The organism is Pseudomonas sp. R1-6 (genome assembly GCF_051132115.1).
Taxonomy (GTDB): Bacteria; Pseudomonadota; Gammaproteobacteria; order Pseudomonadales; family Pseudomonadaceae; genus Aquipseudomonas.
Genome location: NZ_CP071662.1, coordinates 3,257,240 through 3,269,139 on the forward strand (window position 1 = coordinate 3,257,240; position 11,900 = coordinate 3,269,139).

Consider the following 11,900-nt stretch of genomic DNA (forward strand, 5'->3'; position numbering starts at 1 on the left):
CCTGCGTTCTGACGGCACTGGAAGCGGCTTATGTAGGCCCCGTCAATTGGCAGGGTAATCCGCCAAGACAAGGCTGGCTGATTATTTCCAGGCGGTATGCCCTCAGGCAGCTGTTCCTCCACCGAGGCAATCTCGGCGTACAACGCCCGCGCCACCGGGTCGGCGAATAGTGGGCCGATGTTCATATAGTAATCGTGGGTCTGGTATTCCGCGCCGGTAATCAGCGCGGCATGGATTTTGGTGATCAGTGCGGCGCTGTCCTTCTGATAGTTGTCTCGAAGGTCATCGCCGGGGGCGCTGCTCGCTGGTGGGCCGGCCGGGCACGATGTCCGTGTAGCCTTGCAGGATGTTATTGGCGTCCTTGCCTTCCAGGCGATCAAGCATCGCGGCGTAACGGTAGAGGTGGTCGAAATCTTCCAGCAAACCGAAGCGGTATGTCTGCGCCTGGTAAGGATCCGGCTCGTTCTGGGCCACCGCGGCGGTGACTTCGATGGCGACCTGTTCGTAGGCCACGGTGGTTTCCAGGGGGGAATGATCCGCCGACAGCAACCAGTTGATGGCCGTCATCTGATGGTGTTCGGCACGCCTGACCTGAGCCAGGGGCAGTTGCAGCTCCTTGTGGAAACGCGCACCGAAATGCTTGAGGCGCAGGGCGTCGGACTCGACGCCGTTCATCAATATCACCCGCACACGGGTGAACGCATCGTCGTCCAGTTTGCTGATCGGTTTGCCGGCCAGCTCACGCCAGGTAAAGGTCTGCTTGTCGAGGGGAGTCCCTTTGTTATCCAGCAGATTATCGATTTTGGTCATGGGTCGATCTCCTTCATCAGAGGCCACGCGAAGCACCGTCGAAGCAACGGCGCTGGGGCACAAAACGAACGACCCTGGAGAAATGCGCAGCTCTCCACGCAGACGATGAGCGGTCGCATAAGTGGATGAAATGCCGCTTGATTTTCCGCTCATCAGGTCGGGACAAGGATTTTCGAACCAAGGGCTGGCGCGCCGGCTCGGAGGTACATAACATCGCCGCAACCGACTCAAGACGACTGGTTTTTTGCGGCTTCAACGGCGGGGTGTAGTCAATATCTGCCTGGGAGTTTTCGCGATGTGTGAATGTTTCGTTCAGCCTGTCTCTTCCAAGGATTCCCTGGCGTTCTTTGCCCAGCGCGAGCCCTTCAGTGCCAACTCATCAAGCTTGTCCGCCGACAGTCTTCACGCCGCGGCGGCGCCCGCGCTGCATGAGCGACAAAGCGTGATCAAGCCGAACATGCAGGTCAGCGCCATACGCAACCGTGGCGGGCGGCTGGAGTGCATCAAGGTGCGCTGGGGGTGGTCGCCTGTCTGGTCGATGGGCACGATGCCGCCGCTGACCCACCTGCCCTTGCACCTGGTGATGCGCTCCAAAGTCTTTGACCGGGTCAAGCGCGATGGCAGAGTCTTGATAGCGGTCGATGGTTGGTATGAAGCGTCAGAACCTGACGTGACTGCACCGTCCCGCCGCCTCAGCTATACGACCTCCCGCCAATCGTCACCGATATTCCTTGCGGCCCTAGCCCAGGCCAGTGAAACGCCAAATGGTTGCGATGGCCTTGCCCTAGTGACCTACGGCGAGATCGTCAGCGAGCAGCAAAGAGTGCTGGCCTTTACCCGCGAAGATGCGTTGGTATGGCTCCAGCCCGACTTACAATGGGGGCAAGCGCAGCAGATCGCCATTCATATTGCGATTGCCGAACCGCAGCTTGAACACTTATTGACAACTGAGCGACGGGCCCTAGGAAGGCGAGGATGACCGCTATATGGTGTTGTAAACATCTCTATAAGGAAGGACTTTTATCCGAAATTGTTTACAAATTTTTGACGGTCCACTGCATCGCGTTCGAGCCGTCGTCACATACCGCAACCGCCACCGCAACAATTCTGGAACGCAGGAAAAAGTCACCGCCGTCGGCAGCCCTAGCAATCCATTGCCGCTCCGGCCACGGAATCAATGATGACTCAATTTTCCGTTGGCTACCGCGCCGACCATCGATAGCTTTGCCGGGTTTGTAGGCCTATTGTTCATCGCCAAGGCTGGATTAGGTATGCACCTCGGCGCCCACGTCCAGCCTCGTCAGACGGATTGAATTAAAAGCCCTCCAAGAACTCAGTAACTCCTCACCGGGAGAAATAACGATGCCCTCAGCCATGCTGTACATCATCGATTACGAAATACATGGAGTGCCGAAGTCTTTCATCATTCGCTTAGACATCATGAATAACGCTGAGGCATGGCATTGGGCGAGTTGCGATGCGGGCGTGGGCCGGATTCCGAAGTTCGGTCGAGAAAAGGTCAGGCGTGTCAGTAAGCCCCTCGCGGAGCGTTTAGGCATTTCCAATGTTCGCTGGCGCTTGTCGGGCGCAGAACCTTTCAAGCCCGCCGCCTACGTCCCACCAAGGTATTAGCTCCTTCATGAAGAGGGTGGTCCTTAAGCTGATTCGCGACCGCCCTCCACCATAAAGCGTCTGGTATCTGAAGGACCTTCTGACTCCTTTGTCGACGCAACGGAAGGGGGATACCGAAGGATTGCGGCCGCATAAATGGTCGATGCTGAGCGGCCTCATGACGATGATCTGCCATGATGATCCGAGTCTCGTATTACATCATTCAGAGCTAAGGGTCTCTGACTTAGCGGTGCATACATAACACTGTTTAATTGTCAGCATCGTCTCGATGCGGGCAGAAGCACTTCCCCTACCCGCCCAAGCCCCTAAACAAATGCTTGAGCTACTCGATTGGTGCTTTTTCAAGTTAACGAACTCAGCGAGTCAGGCAGGAAGAGTACTCCCTGGTCCCCAAAACAGGCGGTCCACTCAAAATCTACGCTTTAATCGTGCCATTTGCTCGGCTAGTTAAGCTTAACAACGGTAGGCACGGTAAGCCGGGTAAACACATACAGCAGCACACCCACTAAAACAAGTGCCCCGCCTCGCAGCCAAGTGCCCATGTTTTGCTGACTCAGCAATACGAGGCAAGACAGGATCGCCAGCCAGGGTACCCAGGTGGGAACCTGAAAATGTTCTTCTGCAACCTTGTCCTTGCGTAACACCAGCACGGCCACGTTGGTGCTGAGGAACACGAACAGTAAAAGCAGCACCACGGTTTGCGCCAAGGTCGCCAACGTTCCTGTCAGCGTCAGTGCGATGGCGACGAGCGTCATGGCAATAATGGCCGCCCATGGTGTGCGCCTGTGCGGCAGGACCCGTCCCAGGACATCTGGCAACAGCCCCAGATTTGCCATCCCATAGGTAAGTCGATTGGCCATGATCATGGTCAGCAGCGCTCCGTTGGCCACCGCGATGAGCGCGATAAAGGCGAACAGGCGAGGCGAAATGTCGAGCCCGGAAGCCCGAACCACCTCGAGTAATGGAGCTGAGGTCGCGAGCAGTTTCTCCGTTGGCAATACTGAGGACGCGGCGACCCCAACAGCCATGTAAACCACCCCTGCGGTAATCAGCGCCGCGATCAACGCCCGTGGGTATACCTTGCGAACATCCTTGATCTCTTCCGCGAGATTGGCGGACGTCTCAAAACCCACGAACGAATAGAATGCGAGCAACGCAGCGCCCAATACCGCCAGCATCGGACTGACCCCTGGCTTGAACTCCAGCGCCCTTGCCAGTTCAGCTTCGCCAGAACTGAAAAAGTAACCCGCAGCAACGATGACCAATATCAGCCCTGACAGCTTGATCACGGTCATCAGCAGATTCGCCCCCAGCGATTCCTTGATCCCTCGTGCGTTCAACAGGGCAATGACCAACAAAAAGATCAGCGCAGCAACGTGGAGTGATACCTCGATGAATGCGCCAAGATAGCCCCCCGCGAAGGCCAGCGAGAGACGGCAGCGCTGGTCACCGCCGCGGCGAGCATGCAAAAACCGACCAGGAACGATATCAGCGGTGACTTGAAAGCCTTTTCGGCAGACACCGACGCCGCGCCCGCGTGAGGGTATTTCGAGACCAGTTCGGCGTACGAACCTGCCGTCAACATTGCGAAAAACAACGCGATCAACAACGGCACCCAGATCGCCCTGCCTACCTCACCGGCGATGGTACCCGCCAGCGCATAAACGCCAGCGCCCAGTACATCGCCCAGGATGAACAGAAACAGCATCGGCCCCGTGACGGCGCGGCGCAAAGAGGGCTTGGGTTGTGACGGGTTTACTGTCATTGAAGGCTCTGCCAGGGGATATTTTCCCGCAAGATTCATCCGAGCGTCATGCCCTGGCATAACCTCTGAGGAGTGGAAAAATTCGCAGGGTAAAAGTTCACTTAATCGCCGATGGAGGTGGGGCACAAGAGTGGATTAGCTCGCGAACCGCCAGTCTCAAAGGCTCAAAATCCTCAAGTGGCACAAGCGGCAGCGCTTTCGGTCGGCCAGTCACTTTGACGGTGCCACGCGGGTACGGGATTAAAACGCAATGCTCAATAAAGAAGCCTCGGAATGCGCTCCAACTACTGCAAAGTAAGCGTAATGAAAGCAGGTGGTAGCGCCATGGCTTTGTCCGTTTGCACTCGAATCCATTTAAGGACGAGTCGGGCAATTACTGCCACATAAGTGGATGCCAACTTGATGTGCGTGATGTGAGCGATGCGTAGGCTGACTGCTTACGGTCAGTCTCGACGTTTAGCTTTTTGAGAACACCCTATAGCCGCGAAGACGCAGCCTGGTATCCAAAAGCCAGGATTGCCGGTGCCTAAGCCTACGGCAAGTAGCGAGATGCCTATTGGGAGCATGATGCGTTCTCCATAACCGAACAATCCATTCATAACTGATCTAAATTTAGCATAGGCCCATCGCAATAGTGGAAGAAACCGTCATTTTTGCAGGAACCATGAGACTCATCAGATCGCTAGGATGAGTAAAAAACGTAGATATCTCCCATGCAAGATGAGATGGCTGGACGGTTACTGTATTTTGCCCTAACGCCAACTTTGCTTTTTCCATTTGTTTGACAGGACGCTCGGGTTGCGGGTACTGAACTGCGACACCTTTGCGGTGTCTGCGGCAGTCAACCAGTCATCGCTGGTGCTTCTGATCGGGCGACGAGCAGCGATCAGCCTGCTGCATCCCATCGAAACTTCTAGCGCTCATGCTTCACCAGAGGCCAGCATTCAACTCTGTTTTTCCCCAACCGCTTGGCTGCGTAAAGCGCTGAGTCAGCCGCCTTCAAAAGAGAGCCTTGGTCCAACCCGCTGGTTTCTGTAGAAGCGACCCCGAACGAAGCAGTCACTGTGAATGTCTGACCGTGATCCGTAAGACTCAACCCTTCAAGAGATGCTCGTATGAGCTCAGCACGTGACGTAGCGCTCTCTGAGGGACATTCTGGAAGAATCACAATCAGTTCCTCTCCGCCAAATCGACACGCGATGTCTGACGACCTCAACGATCGCAAAAGCAAAGCGGAAACCGCACGAAGCACAGTGTCGCCTGCTGGATGGCCATAGGAGTCATTCAGATGTTTGAAGTTATCGAGGTCTAGCATGACGACACTCAGGGCTGACCCGTTGCGCTCAGAGCGCGCCAGCTCCCGCTTTAGCGCCTCGTCCATGAACCGCCGATTATACAGCCCTGTCAGCGGATCCTTGATGGACTGAGTCTCCAATACTTGACGCATCCGGCCATTCGCCAACGCCAGAGCCGTTTGTTCCGCCACAGCCTCAGCAATCTGTAACCGCTCTTCGGACAGGTCCTGCAGTCCAACCTGACGGATATGCAACAGACCCAGAATCTCGCCATAAGCCATTAAGGGCAAACAGCAATCGGTCACTTGGTCGGTGCCCGACGCCGCTGGGTAATGGCGACAGGAAAGATCGTGATGATGCTCAGTCAAATGCCATCGCCCTCGCCTGATTGCCCAACAATCCTTTGGGCTGAGCATGACATCAGCATTCTTCCCTTCAGCTTGGCCCCACGATGCCGCTTGCTGAAGGACATCCGCCGAATTGCGATAGAGAAAAAACTCCCCTTCACTCTCAGGTATTAATCGCTGACAGTACGTGCTGGCTAGTTGCAGCGTTTCCGTTTGAGTCAACTCCGTCTGCGCCAACCTCGCCATCTCAGCGAGAAGGCCTATCTCCCCGTTGCGCCGCTCCAACCGCTCCAGGCTCTGGCTCAGTTGATCGCTGACAAGGATGGCCGCTGCGGCGGACTCCGATTGACGTCGGATGCTACGTCGCATGGATGTATAGATAAAGCGACCCAAGCCCAAGGTCACGATAAAACTTATGATGGAAACCGCGACGGCCCAGCGGATGTTGCTCAAGAGTTGACGTTCGAGCGCTGCCAGTTCCTCTGCTTCGTCACTGATTAGTTCCGCACTGATGGTGCGCACCGTGTCCATCAGGGCTTTACCACCGCCAGCAGCAATCTCCGTCACTGCCGCGTCATTTCCGTGGGGGCTTACCAGCTTCACCACACGATCCAAATGCGCCATTTTCATTTCAGCGTGGCGGATGAATTCTTCAACGCGCCCAACCTCTTCCGCTGGATCGCCTTGATAGGATTCGCGCAGGCTCTTGAGGGCCGGAGGCAGTTGGGATATGGCGATATAGTATGGTTGTAGAAAGACTTCCTTTTCCGTCAACACGTAACCGCGCTCACCGGTCTCAGCATCCACCAACAAGCTCTGAACGTTGCGAATACGATCTATCTGGGCCTCGACAACGTTACGCTCCAGGCGCGTCTCATTTGTCCAGAACAACGTGGTGGGACTCACGGCCGCGGTGACGGCCATAACAATACTCGCGGCAGCGGTAGCGATGAGAAGGCTTGCTTTACGATCAGGCATTAACGATTACGCTCTTGGGGACCAATGATGTCGACATGCTAGAGAAAACGGCAGCAGGCAGAGGCAGTTAATAGGTTATGGCACCCAATAATAAGGCAACTAACCGCTATCGCCAGGTGTCGGGGAAGCTAGGAGATTGCGCTAAGAAGCTCCCATTGAATCCTTGAGGCACCACTCATCAGATTTAGACGCTGGACGAGGTACTGCCTCGCTACGAGGTTAAAGGGCCGGGGCCAGCATGCGCTGTTCCACCCAAGGGGCGCCCCGCACGGCACAATCCCGAACTACCTTCTCGCAGACAAAACGGATTATAGGCAAATGAACGAGAGAAATCTGTGGCATTGGGCGGGACATGTGAGGGGGAACCCGGCTTGAGATCCCACCACCACCCCAATTATCGCGGTGCCTACTTTCGAGATCTCGATGGCAACAAGCTGTGCGTCTGCTGTCATGACTCGTTGCCGACTGGTTCGTGGCACCACGGGCAAAAGCCTTTATAACCGTTGCGCCCGCCCTCCTACCACCTGAGTCAAATTGGCCGTCAGTAAGTCCAATAAAACAGCGACCTTGGGCAGCGCCTCACGGCTTTGTTGCAGGCAAGATTGATCGCCATCCCATCAGTTGCCGACTGGGGCAGTACTTCGACTAATGTTCCTTCGTCCAATTGCCGTTGGACCAACCAGGACGGCAACTGGACGATACCGCAGCCCGCCAACACCGCAACCACCAAGCCCTCGGCATCGCCCACCACCAGCGTTGGAGCCACCAGCATCCTGGCCGTTTCGCCCCTGTGGCGCCCGGCGAAATTCCTAGGGCTGACATTTCCATCCCGCCATCCGTAGGCGATGCACCGGTGCTGTTCCAGATCAAGGTCCGTCAGGGGCGTGCCATGCCTGGCGAGATGCGCAGGTGATGCGCAGAAAATATGCCATTCGCTACCCAGGTACCGATGCCCCACCGTGTCCGGCCATACCTCTGCGCCGCCCAAACGGATAGCGATGTCCACATCTTCCTGTACGGCGTCGATGAAACTGTCGGAGAACGAAATGTGCGGGACCAATTGCGGGTATCGCTCCAGGCAGCGCAAGACGACAGGCAGTAGCTGGGAACGGCCGAAAGCACCGGGAAGGTCGATCCGGCCCCTGCCACGGGGCTCGGCGTTTTCAGCCTGTAGCGACAGCTCGGCTTCTTCAAGGTCGGCAAGCACGCTTGTGCATGTGCGAAAAAGGGCCCCCTCTGCATCGGTAAGCGAAACACGTCGGGTCGTACGGTCGAACAGTCGGACGCCGAGCCGGCTTTCCAGGCGAGCAACGCTTTTACTGATGGCAGAACCCGTGAGGCTCATCCGTTCAGCAGCAGCCTTGAAGCTGCCGGATTCAGCGACGCAGACGAATACATCGATGCCCTTCAATCGTTCGGAGGAAAACATGGACATCCTTGATTCATGACACGCTGACCAACATCGGTTATGCCGTTGGGCCGTTTCTGAGGGCGGGCATGGCCAAGCTGGACATCAGTTTGCCATTCCTGTTGTCCGGCATGCTGGGCGCCGGATTCTGCCTGGTCTATTTCGTCTGGGGCGACAGAGGCCTGACGGTCGTTGATGTGAGATACAAACCTGTGCCTTTCCTGGCCGTAGGCAAGCTTCTGCTCCGGGATTACCGCTTAGTGTGCTTCACCCTCGGCGGTCTGCTCAGCGCGGTGGTCTCCGGCCAGTTCACGGCCTATCTCTCACAGTACCTGGTGGTCACGACATTAGCAGAGTCCACCTATCGCACCATCAGCGCCATTGTGACGACCAATGCGCTGATGGTGATCAGCCTGGAATACGCCATTGGCCGAAGAGTCTCTCAACATCTGAACTTGTGGCTGGCGGCGGGGCTGAGTCTGTTCATCCTTGGGTGGCCGGCTTTGTCCTGGCCGATACCCTCGTGCTCTGGGTGATTGCCATGGCGGTGTTCACGCTCGGAGAGATCATCGTCTTCCCCGCTGAATACATGTTCATCGGCAACATCGCGCCCGACCACTTTCGAGGCATGTACTACGCTGCGCAAAATCTTGGCAACCTCGGCGCCGCCTCCGGTCCGGTGCTGTGCGCCCTGGTATTGGCGACAACCGCCTCACTGCATCTTCTACAGGCTCGCCCTCTTCATTGCTGCCGGTGGCGTGTTTTATTTCCTGGGGGCTTGGAGGCTGGTCGACTCGCCGGCCAAGACGTAACGCACGGCTTGTCACGGGCCGGTAAAACGACCGGACGGGGCGCTAAAGAGAGCAAGATTGGCGGAGCGTATTGTGCCCGTTGGCCTCATGCTGGGTCCTCTCCAGGGGAAAGGCCATGACCGACACACAAACAGATGGTTGCTGCGGTGTGAATTGCCCGACACTCAGGAGCTGAGATTATTCCTGATGAGCAATGCCACGGACGTCAAAGTCGTGTCGCCCGCACCCCTTCGCTGTCATGTCCGCGAGCAACTCGATACAGCGCTCCAGCCTGATGAACTCCTGCAACACCCGTTCATCGGCGCGCCGAATCATGTGGCGGGGTAATCCTAGGGAAACTCCGGGCGATAGGCGTCTTCGAGCAACAGCCGCCAGGCTTTCAGTTCATTTTCAAGTAGGTTTCACTCACGGGCGGTTGTCCTTTAAAGTTCGAGCCAGTGGTCCCACCCCGGATAAACTAGGGTGGCGCCAGGTGGTAAGCAAGGCTCAGCTCACTTACGCAAGAAGATCTTGCTTGATGAAGTTGCGCACCGGCCAGGTGCGTTTCCTCCTGTTCCAGGGCATGGCCGAAGCGCTTGGCAATCAGTGGATGGGCCCCCTTCTGAACCAGTTCGATCAGCAACTCCCAAACGGCGTTGTCCTCTAGCTCGATTGTCGGGGTCGCGCTCATCGATTGGGACACGGTCGTGCGTGGGGCGGTCAATACTTGCAGCACGCCCACGACCTTGACGCCCGCCACCATCCGAATCCATTTGCATTAAGCAAAAATTGCGTCCATAAACGTAAGTTTCGAGAAACTAAAAGGCGCTCCTCTCTTACCAATCAAAGGCCGGATGACACGCGAGGACGATCATGAGATAACGCCATTATTTCCGCTTGGCATGAAGCCACCGAGCGCACCAACGAGCTGTTTCGAGAGGCCGATCGTCTCAACGCGATTGCTTATGAACTGCTAACCCATGCCACAGATTCGTCTGAAGCCATGATCGCGTTTCAAAACGAGCGCGCAGCAGCGGATGCGAAAAGCCTTGAAGGCAAAAAAGCCTGGGACCAGGCGAGGGCCGTATTTCGGAAGAAACACTGATCGCTAGTCGCGCGTCAATCGAACGCTCACCCATTTGTGAGGAGCTAAAACCTTTGATCATGGTGCGGCTCGTAATCTTGCGTTTCGCTTTTAGAGAGGGAGGTGTGTATCTATGCAACTCGATAGCCACTGTCGGAATATTATCGTTATTGGGGCTTCCGCCGGTGGAGTCGAAGCATTAAGGAGTCTATTTCGCTCCCTACCCTCTGACTTGCCAGCGGCTTTTTTGGTAGTGCTACATATTCCTCCGCACTCGCCGAGTGAGCTAGGAAGGATACTTGCTCGTGAAACCAGCATGAAGGTCATTTCGGTACAAGCCAATCAACCGCTCAAAACCTCAACCGTCTACGTCGCCAGCGCTGATCACCATCTGCTTGTGACGAAGGAGGGGGTCCGCCTTACTCGCGGACCGAAGGAATGCAGAGTTCGTCCGGCTATCGATGTACTCTTTCGCTCAGCGTCGGTGGCTTATGACTCTAGGGTGATCGGAGTGATACTGACCGGAGCGCTGGACGACGGAACAGCGGGACTTTGGGCGATAAAGGACAAAAACGGTACGGCACTCGTGCAGGATCCTTCTGAAGCTACTTATGAATCCATGCCCCGTAGTGCAATAGAGCACGTCGAAACAGACTTTGTAGGCACGCTCACTGAGCTGGCGAATCAGATAGCAACGCGGGTTAGATTGCCGATCAAGCAACTGGCCACAAGGCCCTTAAACGAGCGCCATCTGATCGAGACGAGCATCAGTGAAAATGGCAACGGCTTGGAAGCTGGGGTCATGAGTATAGGGAATATTTCGAGCTATACATGCCCCGATTGTCATGGAGTTTTGGTGCAGATAGAAGAAGGATCGATTGTCAGGTTTCGCTGCCATACGGGCCATGCGTTTTCGATCAAGACCCTAATCGCTGAAGTTAACGCCGCGATTGATACCGGGCTCTGGGACGCGCTCAGGGCGGTTGAAGAAAGAATTATGCTGCTTCGTCAAATGGGCGACCTGGCAGAAGCGCAAGGTTCTAAGAAAGATGCCGAGCGTTCCCGTTCCCAAGCCAAGGACGCAGAAAACCGTTTGAAGCCGCTCCGCGAGCTTGTACTAGACCCAGACTTTTTTCGCACCAGTTGAGTGACGCAATCAATCAGCACCCTCAGGGGGATCAGCGACGATTGCTCCTAGCTGATCGCTGCCCACCAGAGCGACTCCCTAGAACTGTCGTAGCCGATCGCATCTGTAATCGCCTTTGCACTGTGCCAGGTTTCCATAGCCAATACCTGCAACGCGAAGCCTCGCGCAACCTCATCCGGACACTCAAGTAATACGCTCTGAGCGATGCCCAGCACCCCGCCGTGATTAGCTTGTATACCAAAGTGACCGGCAAAAACCTCTTTCAGTATATAGAGAGCACTGGTACCGATATCGCCGTAGACCACGCCGACGGCAGCAATGACCAAGCCGAAGCCGGATGTTTTGGGTGAGTTTTATGTGCAATGGTCGCGGTTTCACTCACGAAGTCTCGGGGCCATCGAAGGTGGTGGCTGGGCCGACGGTGGCGCTGCGTTGGGGCTGCTGGGCGGTGGTTTGACCTCTCCACAGGTTGCGAGGAATAAATGCATGGCTTCCCTAGGTATGATCGATGCGATGCAGAGATTAAGCAAAGGGCGCCGGAAACGCGCTTAGTATCCCGACGGAAGGAAAAAGCCTCCGCAAAAAAGCATAAAACTGCTCCGCTCGGCCTCCTGCTGCCGCCGCCGGCTAACTTTTAGCTCCG

5 protein-coding genes and 5 pseudogenes are annotated in these 11,900 nt (G+C 56.0%); 4 read left to right on the plus strand and 6 right to left on the minus strand.

Going from position 1 to position 11,900, the window contains the following annotated elements; all coding sequences use genetic code 11:
- Positions 1-110: 110 nt before the first annotated feature.
- A pseudogene (locus J3P81_RS14585) lies at positions 111-810 on the minus strand (hypothetical protein); the annotation flags it as partial.
- Positions 811-1,105: 295 nt separating this feature from the next.
- Here J3P81_RS14585 and J3P81_RS14590 point away from each other — a divergent pair.
- Positions 1,106-1,789 (plus strand): SOS response-associated peptidase family protein, encoded by a 684-nt coding sequence (locus J3P81_RS14590; RefSeq protein WP_434559405.1) that lies wholly within the window; start codon positions 1,106-1,108, stop codon positions 1,787-1,789.
- A 383-nt stretch (positions 1,790-2,172) separates the two neighbouring features.
- Positions 2,173-2,442, plus strand: coding sequence for a DUF6555 family protein (locus J3P81_RS14595; RefSeq protein ID WP_434559407.1), 270 nt, complete (start codon positions 2,173-2,175; stop codon positions 2,440-2,442).
- 443 nt (positions 2,443-2,885) lie between these two features.
- Here the strand turns inward: J3P81_RS14595 and J3P81_RS14600 are convergent.
- From J3P81_RS14600 to J3P81_RS14610, 3 genes and pseudogenes are all read right to left on the minus strand, one after another.
- Positions 2,886-4,207 (minus strand): annotated as a pseudogene (locus J3P81_RS14600) (APC family permease).
- 913 nt (positions 4,208-5,120) lie between these two features.
- Positions 5,121-6,827: a sensor domain-containing diguanylate cyclase gene (locus J3P81_RS14605; protein ID WP_434559409.1), complete on the minus strand. Its 1,707-nt coding sequence runs from the start codon at positions 6,825-6,827 to the stop codon at positions 5,121-5,123.
- A gap of 494 nt (positions 6,828-7,321) precedes the next feature.
- A pseudogene (locus J3P81_RS14610) lies at positions 7,322-8,256 on the minus strand (LysR substrate-binding domain-containing protein).
- 20 nt (positions 8,257-8,276) lie between these two features.
- On the opposite strand from J3P81_RS14610, the pseudogene J3P81_RS14615 reads away from it, so the two are divergent.
- Positions 8,277-9,047, plus strand: a pseudogene (locus J3P81_RS14615) (MFS transporter); the annotation flags it as partial.
- 457 nt (positions 9,048-9,504) lie between these two features.
- On the opposite strand, the gene J3P81_RS14620 reads toward J3P81_RS14615, so the two are convergent.
- On the minus strand, positions 9,505-9,789 hold the full coding sequence (locus J3P81_RS14620) for a hypothetical protein (protein WP_434559411.1): 285 nt from the start codon (positions 9,787-9,789) through the stop codon (positions 9,505-9,507).
- A 454-nt stretch (positions 9,790-10,243) separates the two neighbouring features.
- Here J3P81_RS14620 and J3P81_RS14625 point away from each other — a divergent pair, with 454 nt between their 5' ends.
- Positions 10,244-11,257: a chemotaxis protein CheB gene (locus J3P81_RS14625; protein ID WP_434559413.1), complete on the plus strand. Its 1,014-nt coding sequence runs from the start codon at positions 10,244-10,246 to the stop codon at positions 11,255-11,257.
- Between the two features lie 203 nt (positions 11,258-11,460).
- Here the strand turns inward: J3P81_RS14625 and J3P81_RS14630 are convergent.
- Positions 11,461-11,639: pseudogene (locus J3P81_RS14630) on the minus strand (KUP/HAK/KT family potassium transporter); the annotation flags it as partial.
- Positions 11,640-11,900 lie beyond the last annotated feature (261 nt).

Coding starts and splice junctions, on each gene's coding strand:
- J3P81_RS14590 (WP_434559405.1), top strand. CDS start 1,106: ATGTGTGAATGTTTCGTTCAGCCTGTCTCTTCCAAGGATTCCCTGGCG.
- J3P81_RS14595 (WP_434559407.1), top strand. CDS start 2,173: ATGCCCTCAGCCATGCTGTACATCATCGATTACGAAATACATGGAGTG.
- J3P81_RS14605 (WP_434559409.1), bottom strand. CDS start 6,827: ATGCCTGATCGTAAAGCAAGCCTTCTCATCGCTACCGCTGCCGCGAGT.
- J3P81_RS14620 (WP_434559411.1), bottom strand. CDS start 9,789: ATGGTGGCGGGCGTCAAGGTCGTGGGCGTGCTGCAAGTATTGACCGCC.
- J3P81_RS14625 (WP_434559413.1), top strand. CDS start 10,244: ATGCAACTCGATAGCCACTGTCGGAATATTATCGTTATTGGGGCTTCC.